This window comes from Streptomyces sp. NPDC052043, assembly GCF_044548235.1.
Classification (GTDB): Bacteria; Actinomycetota; Actinomycetes; order Streptomycetales; family Streptomycetaceae; genus Streptomyces.
Genome location: NZ_JBIUBT010000012.1, coordinates 226,389 through 245,070, shown reverse-complemented (window position 1 = coordinate 245,070; position 18,682 = coordinate 226,389). Strand labels below are relative to the sequence as shown.

Here is an 18,682-nt window from a genome sequence, read left to right as displayed (position 1 = left end):
TGGCCGAAAAGCGACTGCGAAGTGTACTTTTCATCCATTCGAGCCGCGACGGTATGGAAGGAACGCACATCATGCCGGAGGCACCGGTGCCGGCGGCCCCCGCGGTCCCGTCGGTTCCGTCGGTCCCGCCGACCCCGCCCATCCCGCTGTCCGCCCTGCTGGCCCGCGAGGACCTCGCGCTGCGCCGGATCGCCGGCCCGGCCGACCGGGACACCGTGATCCACTGGGCGCACACCTCGGAGATGACCGACCCCTACCCGTACCTGCTGGGCGGCGAGCTGCTGCTGACGGCCGGCGTCCATGTCACCCCGGCGGACGCCACCGGCCCGTACTTCGACACCTACGTCTCCCGAGTGGCGGCGGCGGGCGGCGCGGCCATCGGTTTCGGCCTGGCGCCGGTGCACGACACGGTGCCGCGCACCCTGGTGGCCGCCTGCGAGGCCCACGGCCTGCCGCTGCTCGAGGTCCCGCCGCAGACCACCTTCTCCGGCGTCGCCCGCGCCGTCTGGCAGCTGATGGCCCAGGCCCGGCTGGCCGAGCTGCGCCGCGTGACCGAGGCACAGCAGAGCCTCGCGGCCGCCGCCTCCCGCCCCGACCCCGTCCCCTCCGTGTTGCGCCAACTGGCCCAGCGCCTGACCGGCTGGGCGGCCCTGTACGGCCCGGACGGCGCGGAGATCGCCTCGGCGGGCCGGGCCCCGCACGAGACGGCCCGCCAGGCGCTCGCCCACCTGACGGCCGTGGTACGCCCGGCCCCGACGACCACGCCGCCGTCGCCCCCGGCCTCACCGGGCACCACCGCCCGCACGCCCACGACCCCGCCGGGCACGACCGTCCGCACGCCCCCGGGCCCGACCGCGCCTCCGACGGGCCGTCCCGCCGTGGCAGCCGCCCCCGCCCCCGCGGCCCGGCCCGTACCCTCCTCCGCCACCGACAGCGTGGCGGGCAGCCATCTGGCCGCCTACGCCCTCGGGGCCGGGCAGGGCTTCGTGCTCGGAGTGGCCTCGCCGCGCCGCGAACCCGGAGACCACACCATCGCGTCCGTGGCCGCCGTGCTGCTCTCGCTGCTCACCGGGGAGCGCCGCAGCGGTACGGGGGCGGCCCGCTCCTCGGCGCTGGTGCGGGTGCTGCTGGGGGCATCGCCCGAGGAGGTGGCGCCGCTGCTCGGGACCGGACGGTGGGTCGTCGTGCACGCACGACCGGACACCCAGGCGGCCGACGCCGTGGCCGCCTCCGCGCTCGGCGCCGCGCTGGGCTCGGCCCTGGTCGACCTCGCCGACGGGGCCGTACGGGTCCTCCTGCCCGCCGAGCGGGAGCCGGGCCCCCAGCCCGGCTGGGCCCTCGGGGTGAGCGCCGCCGTCGGCCCCGGCGACTGGGCGACGGCCGACGCCCAGGCGGCCCGCGCCCTGGCCCGCGCCCGCGCCACCCGCACCGCCCTGGTCGGCCACGGCACCCGCCCCGGCCTGACCGACCTGCTCCCGCGGGACGAGGCCGACGCCCACGCCCAGGCGCTGCTCGCCCCGCTCGGCTCGGCTCCCGCGCTCACCGAGACACTGCGCACCTGGCTGTCCCTGCACGGCAGTTGGGACCGCACCGCGGTCGCGCTGTCCGTGCACCGCAACACCGTGCGCCAGCGCATCGCCCGCTGCGCCGCCCTCCTCGACACCGACCTGGACGACCCCGACGTCCGCATGGAACTGTGGTTCGCGCTGCGGCGGGCGTGACCCGCGTCCCAGCGGCCGGGACACCGGCGACGCGGGCGGGGCGCTGCTCCACAATGGGAGCCATGCCGATATCCGGGACACCCAGCCGCGCCGAGCTCGTCGACCACCTCGTGAGAACCCGTATCGCCGGGGACGTCGCGACCCCCCGCGAGAACAACCTCTCCCACTACCGCAAACTCGCGAACGGCGACCGCAACTTCTGGCTCGGTCTGGAACTCGGCGACCGGTGGAGCGACGAGCAGGACGTGCTGGCGGTGATGGCGGAGCGCGTCGGCGTCAACGACGACCCGGAGCACCGCCACGGCCAGGACACCATCGACCCGGAACTGACCGTCGACGCCCTGGAGCGGATGGCCGGCCGGCTGCGCAAGGCGGCCGACAGCCGTCAGCGGGTGCTGTTCGCCACCGGCCACCCCGGCGGCCTGCTGGACGTGCACCGCGCCACCGCCGCCGCCCTGCGCGCCGCCGGCTGCGAGATCGTGGTGATCCCGGACGGGCTCCAGACGGACGAGGGGTACGTCATGCAGTTCGCGGACGTGGCCGTCCTGGAACACGGCGCCACGCTGTGGCACACCCACTCCGGCGAGCCGATGCGGGCCATCCTCACCGGCCTGGAGCGCGAGGCCCGTCCGCTGCCCGACCTGGTCGTCGCCGACCACGGCTGGGCGGGATACGCCGGTCAGCACGGCGTGGACTCGGTCGGCTACGCCGACTGCAACGACCCGGCCCTGTTCGTCGCCGAGGCCGAGGGGACCGTCCAGGTGACCGTGCCGCTCGACGACCACGTGGTCAGCCCCCGGTACTACGACCCGATGACGGCGTACCTGCTGGACCGGGCGGGCCTCGGCTAGCGGGACCCGGCGGCAGGTCCTTCGGACCGGGGCACGCGGACCACGCCCTCCTGGATCACCGAGATCGCCAGCCGGCCGTCCTGGGTGTAGATGCGGGCCTGGCCGAGGCCCCGCCCGCCGTGCGCGGAGGGGGACTCCTGGTCGTACAGCAGCCACTCGTCGGCCCGGAACGGCCGGTGGAACCACATCGCGTGGTCCAGCGAGGCCCCCACCACGTCACCGACCGCCCAGCCGCCGCGGCCGTGCGCGAGCAGCACGGAGTCCAGCAGCGTCATGTCGGAGACGTAGGTGGCGAGGACGACGTGCAGGAGGGGTTCGTCGATGTCGCCGTCGAGCTTGCCGTCGGTGCGGAACCACACCTGGGAGTGCGGCTCGCGCGGCTCGCCGAACCTGCCGTACGGCGGCTCCTCGACATAGCGCAGGTCGACCGCCTCACGGGCCGCCAGGAACCGCTCCACGACCTGGCGCGGAAGGTGGTCGTAGCCGCGCATCCGCTCCTGCGAGGTGGGCAGGGTCTCCGGGTCCGGGGCGGGCGGCATGGGCGCCTGGTGCTCCAGGCCCTCCTCGTACGTCTGGAACGACGCCGAGAGGTGGAAGACGGGCTGCCCGTGCTGGACCGCGACGACCCGGCGGGTGGTGAAGGAGCGGCCGTCTCGGATGCGGTCCACGGTGTAGACGATGGGCGCGCCGGGGTCGCCCGGGCGCAGGAAGTAGGCGTGCAGCGAGTGCGCGTGCCGGTCCTCGGGCACGGTGCGCCCGGCGGCGACCAGCGCCTGCGCCGCGACCTGCCCGCCGAAGACACGCGGGACGACCGCGTCACGGGACCGGCCGCGGAAGATGTCCTGCTCGATCCGCTCCAGGTCGAGCAGATCGAGCAGGGACCGAAGTGCTGGGTTCATGCGTTTCTCTGCCCTTACAGGCCCATGTCCTTGGCGATGATCGACTTCATGATCTCGCTGGTGCCGCCGTAGATGCGGTTGACGCGGTTGTCCGCGTACAGGCGGGCGATGGGGTACTCGTTCATGTAGCCGTAGCCGCCGTGCAGTTGGAGGCAGCGGTCGATGACGCGGTGGGCGACCTCGGTGCAGAACAGCTTGGCGGAGGCGGCCTCGGCGGGGGTGAGCTCACCGGCGTCGAGGGCCTCCAGCGCGCGGTCGGCGACGGCCTGCGCCGCGTCCACCTCGGCCTGGCAGGCGGCCAGCTCGAACTTGGTGTTCTGGAAGTGGGCGACCGGCTTGCCGAAGACGGTGCGCTCCTGCACGTACTTCGTGGCGAACCGGACGGCGGCCCGGGCCTGCGCGTAGGCGCCGAAGGCGATGCCCCACCGCTCGGAGGGCAGGTTGGAGCCGAGGTAGGAGAAGCCCTTGTTCTCCTCGCCGAGCAGGTCCTCGACCGGGACCTTGACGTCGACGAACGCCAGCTCGGCGGTGTCGGAGGCCTTCAGGCCCAGCTTGTCGAGCTTGCGGCCCACCGAGTAGCCCTCGGACCGGGTGTCCACGGCGAACAGGGAGATGCCGTGGCGGCGGTCCTCGGCCGTCGGGGCGGCGGTGCGGGCGCAGACGATGACCCGGTCGGCGTGGACGCCGCCGGTGATGAAGGTCTTGGCGCCGTTGAGGACGTAGTGCGCGCCGTCCTCGCTCAGCCGGGCGGTGGTCTTCATGCCGGCGAGGTCGGAGCCGGTGCCGGGCTCGGTCATCGCGATGGCCCACATCTCGTCACCGGAGACGAACCTGGGCAGGAAGCGCTTCTTCTGCTCGTCGGTGGCGAGCATCTTGAGGTAGGGCAGCGCGAGCAGGACGTGGACACCGGAGCCGCCGAAGGTGACGCCCGCGCGGGCGGTCTCCTCGTACTGGACGGCCTCGAACCGGTGCGTCTGGAGTCCGGCGCCGCCGTACTCCTCGGGGACGTTGATGCCGAACAGGCCGAGCTCGGCGAGCCGGTGGTAGAACTCGCGCGGCACCTGGCCGGCGGCGCACCACTCGTCGTAGACCGGTACGACCTCGGCCTCGATGAAGGCGCGGAGGGTCTCCCGGAACGCCTCGTGATCCTCGCTGAACACCGTACGGCGCACGCCGCCACCTCCACACACCCGGACTGTCCAAGCGCTTGCTCACACCAACGTACCGGCGAGTACGCAACGCCGTAAAGAGCAGCATGCGTAAGACAGGTCACGGAAGCGGCGAGCTGGAGCGGGCCGAGGGCGAAGCCTCTCGCCCGCTCCAGGGACGCGGGACACGGCCCCGTCACAGGCCGGGCCCCACCCCCGAACCGCTCAGCCCGCCGCAGGCGACGGCGCGGACGCGAACGCCCCCCGAGCCATCCGGTGCAGCAACTCCGCCGTCGCCCCGCGCCCCGGCAGGGACCCGGCCCGCCCCAGATGCGGCGTGGAGTTCAGCAGCCCGAACACCGAGTGCACGGCCGACCGCGCGGCCGGCTCGGCGAGGTCCGGATGGACCTGGCGGACCACGTCCACCCACAGCTCGACGTACTGCCGCTGGAGCTGGCGCACCAGCTTGCGGTCGCTGTCCCGCAGGCGGTCCAGCTCACGGTCGTGCAAGGTGATGAGGGGCCGGTCGTCGAGCGCGAAGTCGATGTGGCCCTCGATGAGGGAGTCGAGCACCACCTCGGGCCCGGCCGGTCCGTCGGCCTCGGCCAGACGTCGCTTCGCCCCCGTCAGGAGCTGACCACTGATGCCGACCAGCAGCTCCGCGAGCATCGCGTCCTTGCCCGGGAAGTGCCGGTACAGCCCCGGCCCGCTGATGCCCACGGCGGCGCCTATCTCGTCGACGCCGACACCGTGGAACCCACGTTCGGCGAAGAGCCTCGCGGCTTCCCTGAGGATCTGCTCGCGGCGGGTGGTGGCATCGGTTCGGGTGGCCATGGAAGTAATTCTAGACAGGGAGGTTAGCGCTCGTTAACCTGGATGCGAATGCGTTAACGCTCATTAACCATTCGGGCATGGCCGTCCAGGCATTGCCGGTCGGGCATGAGCAGTCAGGCATGGACAACCGGGCATGGACAGCCGGTCGCACGGACCACCGGGTGAGGGGACCGCAAGGATGCACGAGGCACCGGAGCTGACGAGCGCGGCCGATCCCGCGTCGGAGGCCTGGCGGGCCAACGAACAGGCACACCGCGCGCTCGTCGAGGAGCTGCGCGGCAAGCTCGCCGCCGCACGGCTCGGCGGCGGCGAGAGGGCCCGCGCCCGGCACACCGCGCGCGGGAAGCTGCTGCCGCGCGACCGCGTGGACACCCTCCTCGACGCCGGGTCGCCGTTCCTGGAGCTGGCACCGCTGGCCGCCGACGGGATGTACGAGGGCCAGGCCCCGGCCGCCGGCGTCATCGCCGGCATCGGACGGGTCGCCGGCCGCGCGTGCGTGATCGTCGCCAACGACGCGACCGTCAAGGGCGGGACCTACTACCCGATGACGGTGAAGAAGCACCTGCGGGCCCAGGAGGTGGCCCTGGAGAACCGCCTGCCCTGCCTGTACCTGGTCGACTCCGGCGGCGCCTTCCTGCCCATGCAGGACGAGGTCTTCCCCGACCGGGAGCACTTCGGGCGGATCTTCTACAACCAGGCCCGGATGTCGGGCGCCGGGATCCCGCAGATCGCCGCCGTCCTCGGCTCCTGCACCGCCGGCGGGGCCTACGTCCCGGCGATGAGCGACGAGGCCGTGATCGTCCGCAACCAGGGCACGATCTTCCTGGGCGGACCGCCCCTGGTGAAGGCGGCCACCGGCGAGGTCGTGACCGCCGAGGAGCTCGGCGGCGGCGAGGTGCACTCCCGGATCTCCGGCGTCACCGACCACCTCGCCGAGGACGACGCCCACGCCCTGCGCATCGTGCGGAACATCGTGGCGACCCTCCCCGCGCGCGACACCCCGCCCTGGGAGGTCACCGAGGCCGTCGAGCCCAAGGTCGACCCCTCCGGGCTGTACGGCGCGGTGCCCGCCGACCCCCGCACGCCCTACGACGTCCGCGAGATCATCGCGCGCCTGGTCGACGGCTCCCGCTTCGCCGAGTTCAAGGCCGAGTTCGGGCAGACCCTGGTCACCGGGTTCGCCCGGATCCACGGCCACCCGGTCGGGATCGTCGCCAACAACGGCATCCTGTTCTCCGAGTCCGCCCAGAAGGGCGCCCACTTCATCGAGCTGTGCGACCAGCGCGGGATCCCGCTGCTGTTCCTCCAGAACATCTCCGGCTTCATGGTGGGCAGAGACTACGAGGCGGGCGGCATCGCCAAGCACGGCGCCAAGATGGTCACCGCGGTCGCCTGCACCCGCGTGCCCAAGCTGACCGTCGTGGTCGGCGGGTCGTACGGCGCGGGCAACTACTCGATGTGTGGCCGGGCCTACTCCCCCCGCTTCCTGTGGATGTGGCCGAACGCCAAGATCTCCGTCATGGGCGGTGAGCAGGCCGCCTCCGTGCTCGCCACCGTCAAGCGGGACCAGCTCGAAGCGCGCGGCGAGGAGTGGCCGACCCAGGACGAGGAGTCCTTCAAGGCCCCCATCCGCGCCCAGTACGAGCACCAGGGCAACGCCTACTACGCCACCGCCCGCCTCTGGGACGACGGCGTGATCGACCCGCTGGAGACCCGGCAGGTGCTGGGCCTGGCCCTGACCGCGTGCGCCAACGCGCCACTGGGCGAGCCCCAGTTCGGCGTCTTCCGGATGTGAGGGGGGACCTCGTGACGATGTTCGAAACGGTTCTGGTGGCCAATCGGGGCGAGATCGCCGTCCGGGTCATCCGTACGCTGCGCGCGCTCGGCGTGCGCTCGGTGGCCGTCTTCTCCGACGCCGACGCCGGCGCCCGGCACGTGAGGGAGGCCGACACGGCCGTCCGGATCGGACCGGCACCCGCGGCCGAGAGCTATCTGTCCGTCGAGCGGATCCTGGAGGCCGCCGCCCGCACCGGCGCGCAGGCCGTCCACCCGGGGTACGGCTTCCTCGCGGAGAACGCCGGGTTCGCCCGCGCCTGCGAGGAGGCCGGGCTGGTCTTCATCGGCCCCGGGGCGGACGCCATCTCCCTCATGGGCGACAAGATCCGCGCCAAGGAGACGGTGCGGGCCGCCGGGGTGCCGGTGGTCCCCGGCTCCAGCGGCTCCGGGCTCACCGATGGCCAACTCGCCGACGCCGCCCGCGACATCGGCATGCCGGTACTACTGAAGCCGTCCGCCGGCGGTGGCGGCAAGGGCATGCGGCTGGTGCGGGACGCCGGCCTGCTCGACGAGGAGATCGCCGCCGCCCGCCGTGAGGCCCGCGCCTCCTTCGGCGACGACACCCTCCTCGTTGAGCGCTGGATCGACCGCCCCCGGCACATCGAGATCCAGGTCCTGGCCGACGCGCATGGCAACGTGGTGCACCTCGGCGAGCGCGAGTGCTCCCTCCAGCGCCGCCACCAGAAGATCGTCGAGGAGGCGCCGAGCGTGCTCCTCGACGAGGAGACCCGGGCCGCGATGGGCGAGGCCGCGGTCCAGGCGGCCCGCTCCTGCGGGTACCGGGGCGCGGGCACGGTGGAGTTCATCGTCCCCGGCGGTGACCCGGCGTCGTACTTCTTCATGGAGATGAACACCCGTCTCCAGGTGGAGCACCCGGTCACCGAGCTGATCACGGGTCTGGACCTGGTGGAGTGGCAGCTGCGGGTGGCGGCGGGCGAGCCGCTGGCCTTCGCCCAGGAGGACGTCCGGCTGACCGGTCACGCGATCGAGGCCCGTCTGTGCGCGGAGGACCCGGCGCGCGGGTTCCTGCCCTCGGGTGGCACGGTGCTCGGGCTGCGCGAGCCGGAAAGCTGGGGGTCCCCCCTGCTCGAAGAGCTTGGGGGAGGTGTGCGCACCGACTCCGGGCTCAGCGAGGGCACGGAGGTCGGCAGCCTGTACGACCCGATGCTGTCCAAGGTGATCGCCCACGGCCCGGACCGCGCCACCGCGCTCAGGAAGCTGCGGGCGGCCCTCGCCGGGACGGTCACGCTGGGCGTGCAGACCAACGCCGGGTTCCTGCGCCGGCTGCTGGCCCACCCGGCCGTGGTGGCGGGCGAGTTGGACACCGGGCTGGTGGAGCGGGTGGCGGACGAGCTGATCACCGCGGAGGTGCCGGGGGAGGTCTACGAGGCCGCCGCGGCCGTACGGCTGGAGGGCCTGCGGCCCAAGGGCGGGGGCTGGACCGACCCGTTCTCCGTGCCGAGCGGCTGGCGGCTGGGCGGGGAGCCGAAGCCGATGGCGTTCCCGCTGCGGGTGCCGGGACTCGAACCCGTCACCCACCAGGTGCGCGGCACCCACACCGTCACCGACGACACGGTGTCCGTCACACTCGACGGCGTCCGCCACACCTTCCACCGCGCCGCCGACTGGCTCGGCCGCGACGGCGACGCCTGGCACGTGCGCGACCACGATCCGGTGGCCGCCTCCCTCAGCCGCGCGGCCCACGCCGGCGCCGACTCGCTCACCGCCCCCATGCCTGGCACGGTCACGGTGGTGAAGGTCGCGGTCGGCGACGAGGTGGCCGCGGGGCAGAGCCTGCTGGTGGTCGAGGCGATGAAGATGGAGCACGTCATCTCCGCGCCGCACGCCGGCACCGTCACCGAACTGGACGTGGCACCGGGCACGACGGTCGCCATGGACCAGGTCCTGGCGGTCATCGCCCCCGTGGAGGAGGAGACGGCATGAGCACGCCGAACGGCACGGGCACCGCGGACACCGGCCTCCCGATGGTGGTCCCCGCCCCCGACCTGCCCGCGCGCATCAGGATCCACGAGGTCGGTCCGCGCGACGGACTCCAGAACGAGAAGACGACGGTGCCGACCGAGGTCAAGGCGGAGTTCATCCGCCGCCTCGCCGACGCGGGTCTGACGACCGTGGAGGCCACCAGCTTCGTCCACCCGAAGTGGGTTCCCCAACTGGCGGACGCGGAGGCACTGTTCCCGCAGGTCAAGGATCTGAAGGGGGTGCGTCTGCCGGTCCTCGTGCCCAATATGCGCGGGCTGGAGCGCGCGCTCGCCCTCGGGGCGGGCCGCATCGCCGTCTTCGCCAGCGCCACCGAGTCCTTCGCCAAGGCCAACCTCAACCGCACGGTGGAGGAGTCGCTCGCCGTCTTCGAGCCGGTCGTGGCCCGCGCGAAGGAGGAGGGCGCCCATGTCCGCGGCTATGTCTCCATGTGCTTCGGCGATCCCTGGGAGGGCGCCGTCCCGCTGCACCAGGTCGCCCATGTGTGCAGGGCGCTCCTCGACATGGGCTGCGACGAGCTGAGCCTCGGGGACACGATCGGCGTCGCCACGCCGGGGCACGTCCTGGAGCTGCTGGCCACGCTCAACGAGCAGCACGTACCGACCTCCGCGCTCGGCGTGCACTTCCACGACACCTACGGCCAGGCCCTCGCCAACACCCTGGCCGCCCTCCAGCACGGCGTCACCACCGTCGACGCCTCCGCGGGCGGCCTCGGCGGCTGCCCCTACGCCAAGTCCGCCACCGGCAACCTCGCCACCGAGGACCTCGTGTGGATGCTGCGGGGTCTCGGCATCGAGACCGGAGTCGACCTCGGCCGCCTGACCGCCACCAGCGCGTGGATGGCCGACCAGCTGGGCCGCCCCAGCCCGTCCCGCACCCTCCGTGCCCTCTCCCACAAGGAGCAGTGATCGACGATGAACCACCGCCTGACCCCCGAGCTGGAGGAACTCCGCCGTACGGTGGAGCAGTTCGCCCACGACGTCGTCGCCCCGAAGATCGGCGACTTCTACGAGCGGCACGAGTTCCCGTACGAGATCGTCCGGGAGATGGGCCGCATGGGCCTGTTCGGGCTGCCGTTCCCGGAGGAGTACGGCGGCATGGGCGGCGACTACCTGGCGCTGGGCATCGCCCTGGAGGAGCTGGCCCGGGTGGACTCCTCGGTCGCCATCACGCTGGAGGCCGGGGTCTCGCTCGGCGCCATGCCGATCCACCTCTTCGGCACCGAGGAGCAGAAGCGCGAGTGGCTGCCGCGGCTGTGCTCCGGCGAGATACTGGGCGCCTTCGGCCTCACCGAGCCCGACGGCGGCTCGGACGCGGGCGGGACGCGCACGACGGCCCGCCTTGACCCGGACACGAACGAGTGGGTGATCAACGGCACCAAGTGCTTCATCACCAACTCGGGCACGGACATCACCGGGCTGGTGACGGTGACGGCGGTGACCGGCCGCAAGCCCGACGGGCGCCCGCTGATCTCGGCGATCATCGTCCCGTCCGGCACGCCCGGCTTCACGGTGGCGCCCGCCTACTCGAAGGTCGGCTGGAACGCGTCCGACACCCGTGAGCTGTCCTTCGCCGACGTCCGCGTGCCGGCCGCGAACCTGCTGGGCGAGGAGGGACGCGGGTACGCGCAGTTCCTGCGGATCCTCGACGAGGGCCGGATCGCCATCGCGGCGCTGGCGACCGGGCTGGCCCAGGGCTGTGTGGACGAGTCGGTGAAGTACGCCAAGGAGCGCCACGCCTTCGGCAGGCCCATCGGCTCCAACCAGGCCATCCAGTTCAAGATCGCCGACATGGAGATGAAGGCCCATACCTCCCGTCTCGCCTGGCGCGACGCCGCCTACCGCCTGGTGGCCGGCGAGCCCTTCAAGAAGGAGGCCGCCCTCGCCAAGCTCTACTCCTCGACGATCGCCGTCGACAACGCCCGCGACGCCACACAGGTCCACGGCGGCTACGGCTTCATGAACGAGTACCCGGTGGCCCGGATGTGGCGCGACTCCAAGATCCTCGAGATCGGCGAGGGCACGAGCGAGGTGCAGCGGATGCTCATCGCGAGGGAGCTGGGCCTGACGGACTGACGATCCGGCAGGGCACGGGCCGCCGACCGGCACGGGGCACGGCGGCCCGCCCCTCCGACCGGCACGGACGCGGCGACCCGCCCACTGGACAGGAACTAAGGTTAGGCTAACCTAGCTTCGAACCTGTCCGGCGGGCGCTCCGCCCCGTTCGAAAGCAGTCACACCCATGCCCAACGCCCGTGCCACCCTTCTCTCCCGCCGCGGCATCCTCGCCGCGGGCGGCGCCCTCGGCCTCGGTGCCGTGCTCGCAGCCTGCGGTGACGGCGACGCGAAAAGCGGCGGCTCGGGCGGCGGCAAGGCGGCGGCCGACGCGTCGGGCCCCTGGTCCTTCAAGGACGACCGCGGGCAGACCGTGAAGGCCGACAAGGTCCCCTCGCGCATCGTCGCCTTCGTCGGGGCCGCCGCCGCGCTGCACGACTACGGCGTCCGGGTCGAGGGCGTCTTCGGCCCGACGACGACCAAGGACGGCACGGCCGATGTGCAGGCCGGCGACATGGACGTCAGCAAGGTGACGGTGCTCGGCAACGAGTGGGGCCAGTTCAACATCGAGAAGTACGCGTCCCTCGCCCCCGACCTGCTCGTCTCCACCATGTTCGACGACGCGGGCACCCTCTGGTACGTCCCGGAGGAGTCGAAGAAGAAGATCCTCGCCGTCGGCGCCCCCACCGTGGGGATCTCCGTCTACGACCGGCAGCTGACCGAGCCGCTTCAGCGCATGCTCGCGCTGGCCAAGTCGCTCGGCGGGGACGTCACCGGGGACAAGGTGAAGCAGGCCAGGAAGCGGTTCGAGGACGCGGCCGCCCGGCTGCGCGCCGCCGCCCGGGCGAAGCCGGACATCAAGGTGCTGGCGGGCTCCGCGAGCCAGGACCTGTTCTACGTCTCCGGCACCCACCTCTCCATCGACCTGGAGTACTTCAAGGCCCTCGGCGTGAACTTCGTCGAGCCCCCGGAGAGCGCCAAGAAGCAGGGCGGCGGCTGGTACGAGTCCCTGAGCTGGGAGAACGCCAACAAGTACGCGGCGGACATCATCATGATGGACAACCGCACCTCGGCCATCCAGCCCGCCGACATCACCCAGGGCACCTGGAAGAAGCTCCCCGCGGTCAAGGCGGGCCAGGTCATCGCCCGCAACCCCGAGCCGATCCTGTCGTACGACAAGTGCGCCCCGCTGCTCGAGGACCTCGCGAAGGCCATCGAGACGGCGAAGAAGGTCGCCTGACCGGCCCGCTCCCCCTCGCCCCACCCCCACCCCCATCCCCACCCCCCACGCACAAGCACCCTGACGATGACTCAGGAGCACACATGACGACGGCCGTGGCCGCCCCGTTCCGTTTCTTCTCCCTCCAGGTCGTACGGACGAGGCGGCTCGGCCCGTCTTTCGTCCGGGTCACCTTCGAGGGACCCGACCTGCACGCCTTCCACTCCGACGGGCGCGACCAGTCCCTCTCCCTGTTCCTGCCGCACCCGGGCCAGTCCGCGCCGGTGGTACCACTTGAACGGGGCGACCACTGGTGGCAGGGCTGGCGCGAACTCCCCGACGACGTACGGGCGGTGATGCGCTCGTACACCCTGCGGTCCCTGCGCCGGGAACCTGACGAGATCGACATCGACTTCGCCCTGCACGGCCTGGAGCCCGGCGCCGCCGCGCCCACCGGCCCGGCCTCCCGCTGGGCCGCCCGCGCGACGCCGGGCGACCGCGTCCTGCTGCTCGGCCCGGCGGTCGCGGACAACCGGGCGATCCGCTTCCGCCCGCCCGAGGACACCGATCTGGTGGTGATGTGGGGCGACGAGACCGCCGTGCCCGCCGCGACCGCGATCCTGGAGTCCCTGCCGGCCGGCACGCGGGTGCGCGCCTGGCTGGAGGTGCGGCACCCGGGGGACATCCAGGACGTGCCGACCGACGCCGACGCCGAGATCACCTGGCGGGTGCGGGAACCGGGCCGCCCGGAGGGGCCCCCGATGGCGCTCGACGCCCTCCGCCGCACCCGGTTCCCCGCCGGCGCGCGGCCGTACGTCTGGCTCGCGGGCGAGTCCGGCTGCGTCCGGGCGCTGCGCCGGCACTTCGTCGACGAGCGCGGGACCGACCGGCGCCGCGTCACCTTCGTGGGCTACTGGCGGCACGGTCTGAGCGAGGAGCAGTCGCGCGCGCAAGAGTGACGCCGGTCACACTGGGGTGCGCCTGACCTAGATCAACTTAGGTTAGGCTAACCTAAGCCGAGTCGCGCGTACGGCGCCGCTTCCCCGTCCCGCACGGACCGTCCCCACCCCACCGGAGGACCCCCCACATGCGCTCACACCTGCTCAATGACCTGACCGCGGAGCACTACCGCCGGTCCGTGAAAGAAGGAGTGGAGCGGGTGGCCACCCGGCTGGCCACCACCGACCGGCCGTTCACCGGCGTGACCGCCGACACCCTCGCCCCCCGCTTCGAGCGGATCGACCTGGACCGGCCGCTGCACGACACCACGGCGGCCCTCGACGAGCTGGAGGAGGTCTACCTCCGGGACGCCGTCTACTTCCACCACCCCCGCTACCTCGCCCACCTCAACTGCCCGGTCGTCATCCCGGCGGTGCTCGGCGAGGCCATCCTGTCCGCCGTCAACTCCTCCCTCGACACCTGGGACCAGTCGGTGGGCGGCACCCTGATCGAGCGCAGGCTCATCGACTGGACGGCCACCCGCATCGGCCTCGGCCCCGACGCCGACGGCGTGTTCACCTCCGGCGGCACGCAGTCCAACCTCCAGGCCCTGCTGCTGGCCCGCGAGGAGGCCGGCAGTGACGACCTCTCCAGGCTGCGGATCCTCACCTCCGAGGCGAGCCACTTCAGTGTGCGCAAGTCCGCGCGACTGCTCGGCCTGGGCCCCGAGTCGGTGGTCCGCGTCCCGGTCGACCACGACAAGCGCATGCAGACCCTCGCGCTCGCCCGTGAACTGGAGCGCTGCCGCCGCGACGGACTGGTCCCGATGGCGGTGGTCGCGACCGCCGGCACCACCGACTTCGGCTCCATCGACCCGCTGCCCGAGATCGCCGGACTGTGCGAACGGTTCGGCACCTGGCTGCACGTCGACGCGGCCTACGGCTGCGGCCTGCTGGTCTCCCCCACCCGGCGCAAGCTGCTCACCGGCATCGAACACGCCGACTCGGTCACCGTCGACTACCACAAGTCCTTCTTCCAGCCGGTGAGTTCGTCCGCCGTGCTGGTCCGGGACGCCTCGGTCCTGCGGCACGCCACCTATCACGCGGACTACCTCAACCCGCGTCGCGCGGTGACCGAGCGCATCCCCAACCAGGTCGACAAGTCCCTCCAGACCACCCGCCGCTTCGACGCCCTCAAACTGTGGATGACCCTGCGCGTGATGGGCGCCGACGGCGTCGGACAGCTCTTCGACGAGGTGTGCGACCTGGCCGCCGCGGGCTGGAAGCTGCTCGCCGCCGACCCGCGCTTCGACGTCGTCGTCGAACCGGCGCTGTCCACCCTGGTCTTCCGCTACCTCCCGGCGTCCGTCACCGACCCGGCCGAGATCGACCGCGCCAACCTGTACGCCCGCAAGGCGCTGTTCGCCTCCGGCGCCGCCGTGGTCGCGGGCACCAAGGTCGCCGGGCGCCACTACCTGAAGTTCACCCTGCTCAACCCCGAGACCACGACCGACGACCTCTCGGCCGTCCTCGACCTGATCGCCGGCCACGCCGAGCAGTACCTGGGAGAGTCCCTTGACCGCGCCTCCTGAAGCCCCGTACGAGACCCATGACTTCGTGGGCATCGGCCTGGGCCCCTTCAACCTCGGCCTGGCCTGCCTCACCGAGCCGATCGCCGAACTGAGCGGCGTCTTCCTGGAGTCCAAGCCCGACTTCGCATGGCACTCGGGCATGTTCCTCGACGGCGCCCACCTCCAGACCCCGTTCCTGTCGGACCTGGTCACCCTGGCCGACCCGACCTCCCCCTACTCCTTCCTCAACTACCTGAAGGAGAAGGGCCGCCTGTACTCGTTCTACATCCGGGAGAACTTCTACCCGCTGCGCGTCGAGTACGACGACTACTGCCGCTGGGCGGCGTCCCGGCTGAGCAGCGTCCGCTTCGGCACGACGGTCACCGAGGTGACGTACGACGAGGGCGACGAGCTGTACACCGTGCGGACGCACACCGGAGCCGCGTACCGCGCCCGCCGCCTGGTGCTCGGCACGGGCACGCCCCCGTACCTCCCCGAGGCCTGCCGCGGCCTGACCGGCGACTTCCTGCACAACTCCCGCTACCTGGAGCACAAGGCGGCGCTCCAGCGCAAGGAGTCGATCACACTGGTCGGCAGCGGCCAGTCCGCCGCCGAGATCTACTACGACCTGCTCGGCGAGATCGACGTCCACGGCTACCGGCTGAACTGGGTCACCCGCTCCCCGCGCTTCTTCCCGCTGGAGTACACCAAGCTCACGCTGGAGATGACCTCCCCGGAATACGTCGACTACTACCACGCACTGCCGGAGCAGACCCGCTACCGCCTCACCGAGCAGCACAAGGGCCTGTTCAAGGGCATCGACGGCACCCTGATCGACGAGATCTTCGACCTGCTCTACCAGAAGAACCTCGGCGGCCCGGTCCCCACCCGCCTGCTCACCAACGCGTCCCTCACCCGGGCGACTTACCACGACGGCGCGTACACCCTCACCTTCCACCAGGACGAACAGGGGAAGGACTTCGAGCTGCGCTCCGACGGCCTGGTCCTGGCCACCGGCTACCGGTACACCGAACCCGAGTTCCTGAAGCCGATCCGGGACCGGCTGCGCTACGACTCCCACGGCAACCACGACATCGGCCGCAACTACGCGATCGACGTCACCGGCCGGGGCGTCTTCCTCCAGAACGCCGGCGTGCACGCGCACAGCATCACCAGCCCCGACCTGGGCATGGGTGCCTACCGCAACAGCTGCATCATCCGCGAGCTGCTCGGCACCGAGCACTACCCGGTCGAGAAGACCATCGCCTTCCAGGAGTTCGCCGTATGACCTTCACGATCCGTCCGCTCGACCCTCTGCAGGACGCCGAGCTGCTGCACGGCTGGGTCACCCACCCCAAGGCGGCGTTCTGGATGATGCAGGACGCGACGCTCACGGACGTCGAGCGCGCCTACCTCGAGATCGCCGCCGACCGCCACCACGACGCCTTCCTCGGCCTGCGCGACGGCGAGCCCGCCTTCCTGATGGAGCGGTACGACCCGGCCCACCGCGAGCTGGTGGGGCTGTACGAGCCGGAACCCGGCGACGTCGGCATGCACTTCCTGGTCGCGCCGACCGACACACCCGTGCACGGGTTCACCCGCGCCGTGCTCACCGCCGTGCTGCGGCACCTGTTCGAGGATCCGGCGACGCGCCGGGTCGTCGTGGAGCCCGACGTGCGCAACAAGGCCGTGCAGGCGCTGAACACGGCCGTCGGGTTCGTGCCGGAGCGCGAGATCGACAAGCCGGAGAAGACGGCGCTGCTGAGCTTCTGCACCCGGGAGCAGTTCACCCCGGCCCCGGGGGTGACGGCATGACCCTCGCCGACGCCGTGTCCCACCTCTCCCCGGAGCGCTGGGAGAGGGCCAACCGCCTGCTCATACGCAAGGCGCTCGCCGAGTTCACGCACGAGCGGCTGCTCGCTCCTCACCCGGACGGCGACCACTGGGTCGTCCCCACCGACGACGGCATCACCCACTACCGCTTCGCCGCCGTCCGCCGCGCCCTCGACCACTGGCAGGTGGACCCGGACTCGATCACCCGCCGGCGTGAAGGCGCCGAACTGCCGCTCGCCGCACTGGACTTCTTCATCGAGTTCAAGGCGTCACTGGGGCTGAGCGACGAGATCCTCCCGATCTACCTGGAGGAGATCTCCTCCACCCTGGCGAGCACCTGCTACAAACTGGCCAAGCCGCAGGTCACCTCCGCCGAGCTGGCGAAGGGCTCCTTCCAGGACATCGAGACCGGCATGACCGAGGGCCACCCCTGCTTCGTCGCCAACAACGGGCGGCTCGGCTTCGGGGTCCACGAGTACCTGTCGTACGCCCCCGAGACCGCGAGCCCCGTCCGGCTGGTGTGGCTGGCCGCGCACCGCTCACGGGCGGCGTTCACGGCGGGCGCCGGCATCGAGTACGAGGCCTTCCTGCGCGAGGAGCTGGGCCCCGGGACCGTCCAGCGCTTCCACGCCCGGCTCACCGACCAGGGCCTCGACCCTGCCGACTACCTGCTCATCCCCGTCCACCCCTGGCAGTGGTGGAACAAGCTCACCGTCACCTTCGCCGCCGAGATCGCCCGCCGGCACCTGGTCTGCCTCGGCGAGGGCGACGACGAGTACCTGGCCCAGCAGTCCATCCGGACCTTCTTCAACCGCACGAACCCGCAGCGGCACTACGTCAAGACCGCGCTGTCCGTGCTCAACATGGGCTTCATGCGCGGACTGTCGGCCGCCTACATGGAGGCCACCCCGGCCATCAACGACTGGCTGGCCCGGCTCATCGCCGACGACCCGGTGCTGAGGTCGACCGGTCTGACGATCATCCGCGAGCGGGCGGCCGTCGGCTACCGGCACCTGGAGTACGAGGAGGCGACGGACCGCTACTCGCCGTACCGGAAGATGCTGGCCGCGCTGTGGCGCGAGAGCCCGGTGCCCTCGCTGCGGGACGGCGAGTCCCTGGCCACCATGGCCTCGCTGCTCCACGTGGACCACGAGGGCGCGTCGTTCGCCGCGGCGCTGATCGAGCGCTCCGGGCTCTCCCCCACGCAGTGGCTGCGCGGCTATCTGCGCGCCTACCTCACTCCTCTCCTGCACAGCTTCTACGCCTACGACCTGGTGTTCATGCCGCACGGCGAGAACGTGATCCTGGTGCTCCAGGACGGCGAGGTGCGGCGGGCGGTCTTCAAGGACATCGCCGAGGAGATCGCGGTGCTGGACCCGGACGCCGCGCTGCCGCCCCAGGTGCGGCGGATCCGGGTGGAGGTCCCGGAGGACAAGAAGCTGCTGTCCCTGTTCACGGACGTCTTCGACTGCTTCTTCCGCTTCCTGGCCGCGGGCCTGGCCACCGAGGGAATCATGGAGGAGGACGACTTCTGGGGGACGGTCGCCGAGGTGGTCCGCGCCTACCAGGAGTCGGTGCCGGAACTCGCCGGGAAGTTCCGGCAGTACGACCTGTTCGCCCCGGAGTTCGCGCTGTCCTGCCTCAACCGGCTCCAGTTGCGCGACAACCGGCAGATGGTGGATCTCGCGGACCCCTCCGGGGCGCTCCAGCTGGTCGGGACCCTGCGCAACCCCCTCGCGGGGCGCTGAGCCCCGACCCGGACGGACGGGCACCCCGG

At 72.0% G+C, this 18,682-nt stretch carries 15 protein-coding genes; 12 read left to right on the top strand and 3 right to left on the bottom strand.

Annotated features, from left to right (window positions below; genetic code table 11):
• Positions 1 to 71: 71 nt before the first annotated feature.
• Both ACIHCX_RS28455 and ACIHCX_RS28450 read left to right on the top strand, forming a co-directional pair.
• Positions 72 to 1,721 carry a PucR family transcriptional regulator ligand-binding domain-containing protein gene (locus ACIHCX_RS28455; RefSeq protein WP_400034354.1) on the top strand — a complete coding sequence of 550 codons (1,650 nt, stop codon included), beginning with the start codon at positions 72 to 74 and terminating at the stop codon, positions 1,719 to 1,721.
• 62 nt (positions 1,722 to 1,783) lie between these two features.
• Entirely contained in the window at positions 1,784 to 2,572 is a 789-nt protein-coding gene (locus tag ACIHCX_RS28450) for a phosphatase (protein ID WP_400034353.1), read from the top strand.
• On the opposite strand, the gene ACIHCX_RS28445 is transcribed toward ACIHCX_RS28450, so the two are convergent.
• From ACIHCX_RS28445 to ACIHCX_RS28435, 3 genes are all read right to left on the bottom strand, one after another.
• A complete protein-coding gene (locus tag ACIHCX_RS28445; protein ID WP_400034351.1) occupies positions 2,569 to 3,471 on the bottom strand; it encodes an acyl-CoA thioesterase in 903 nt (300 codons plus the stop codon). The two genes, ACIHCX_RS28450 and ACIHCX_RS28445, sit on opposite strands and share 4 nt — an antisense overlap.
• Before the next feature lie 14 nt (positions 3,472 to 3,485).
• A complete protein-coding gene (locus ACIHCX_RS28440) occupies positions 3,486 to 4,643 on the bottom strand; it encodes an acyl-CoA dehydrogenase family protein (RefSeq protein ID WP_400034349.1) in 1,158 nt (385 codons plus the stop codon).
• A 201-nt stretch (positions 4,644 to 4,844) separates the two neighbouring features.
• Complete coding sequence (locus ACIHCX_RS28435) at positions 4,845 to 5,453, bottom strand: TetR/AcrR family transcriptional regulator (protein WP_400034347.1); 609 nt, start codon at positions 5,451 to 5,453, stop codon at positions 4,845 to 4,847.
• Positions 5,454 to 5,631: 178 nt separating this feature from the next.
• Here ACIHCX_RS28435 and ACIHCX_RS28430 point away from each other — a divergent pair, with 178 nt between their 5' ends.
• The 10 genes from ACIHCX_RS28430 to ACIHCX_RS28385 all read left to right on the top strand — a co-directional run bounded on the left by ACIHCX_RS28430 (position 5,632) and on the right by ACIHCX_RS28385 (position 18,653).
• Positions 5,632 to 7,248, top strand: coding sequence for a carboxyl transferase domain-containing protein (locus tag ACIHCX_RS28430; protein ID WP_400034345.1), 1,617 nt, complete (start codon positions 5,632 to 5,634; stop codon positions 7,246 to 7,248).
• A gap of 17 nt (positions 7,249 to 7,265) precedes the next feature.
• Positions 7,266 to 9,233, top strand: a complete 1,968-nt coding sequence (locus ACIHCX_RS28425; protein WP_400034463.1) for an acetyl/propionyl/methylcrotonyl-CoA carboxylase subunit alpha — start codon at positions 7,266 to 7,268, stop codon at positions 9,231 to 9,233.
• On the top strand, positions 9,230 to 10,198 hold the full coding sequence (locus ACIHCX_RS28420; RefSeq protein WP_400034343.1) for a hydroxymethylglutaryl-CoA lyase: 969 nt from the start codon (positions 9,230 to 9,232) through the stop codon (positions 10,196 to 10,198). Before ACIHCX_RS28425 ends, ACIHCX_RS28420 begins: the two co-directional genes overlap by 4 nt.
• A 6-nt stretch (positions 10,199 to 10,204) precedes the next feature.
• Positions 10,205 to 11,365, top strand: coding sequence for an acyl-CoA dehydrogenase family protein (locus ACIHCX_RS28415; protein WP_400034341.1), 1,161 nt, complete (start codon positions 10,205 to 10,207; stop codon positions 11,363 to 11,365).
• A gap of 166 nt (positions 11,366 to 11,531) precedes the next feature.
• Positions 11,532 to 12,584, top strand: coding sequence for an ABC transporter substrate-binding protein (locus ACIHCX_RS28410; RefSeq protein ID WP_400034339.1), 1,053 nt, complete (start codon positions 11,532 to 11,534; stop codon positions 12,582 to 12,584).
• 83 nt (positions 12,585 to 12,667) lie between these two features.
• A complete protein-coding gene (locus ACIHCX_RS28405; RefSeq protein WP_400034337.1) occupies positions 12,668 to 13,522 on the top strand; it encodes a siderophore-interacting protein in 855 nt (284 codons plus the stop codon).
• Between the two features lie 128 nt (positions 13,523 to 13,650).
• Positions 13,651 to 15,093: a pyridoxal phosphate-dependent decarboxylase family protein gene (locus tag ACIHCX_RS28400; RefSeq protein ID WP_400034335.1), complete on the top strand. Its 1,443-nt coding sequence runs from the start codon at positions 13,651 to 13,653 to the stop codon at positions 15,091 to 15,093.
• Positions 15,077 to 16,360: a lysine N(6)-hydroxylase/L-ornithine N(5)-oxygenase family protein gene (locus tag ACIHCX_RS28395; RefSeq protein ID WP_400034333.1), complete on the top strand. Its 1,284-nt coding sequence runs from the start codon at positions 15,077 to 15,079 to the stop codon at positions 16,358 to 16,360. The genes ACIHCX_RS28400 and ACIHCX_RS28395 overlap by 17 nt, the downstream gene beginning before the upstream one ends.
• A complete protein-coding gene (locus ACIHCX_RS28390; RefSeq protein ID WP_400034331.1) occupies positions 16,357 to 16,887 on the top strand; it encodes a GNAT family N-acetyltransferase in 531 nt (176 codons plus the stop codon). The genes ACIHCX_RS28395 and ACIHCX_RS28390 overlap by 4 nt, the downstream gene beginning before the upstream one ends.
• The gene (locus ACIHCX_RS28385) at positions 16,884 to 18,653 is read left to right on the top strand and encodes an IucA/IucC family protein (protein ID WP_400034329.1); all 1,770 of its coding nucleotides are present in this window, start codon (positions 16,884 to 16,886) and stop codon (positions 18,651 to 18,653) included. Before ACIHCX_RS28390 ends, ACIHCX_RS28385 begins: the two co-directional genes overlap by 4 nt.
• The last annotated feature ends 29 nt before the right edge of the window (positions 18,654 to 18,682 follow it).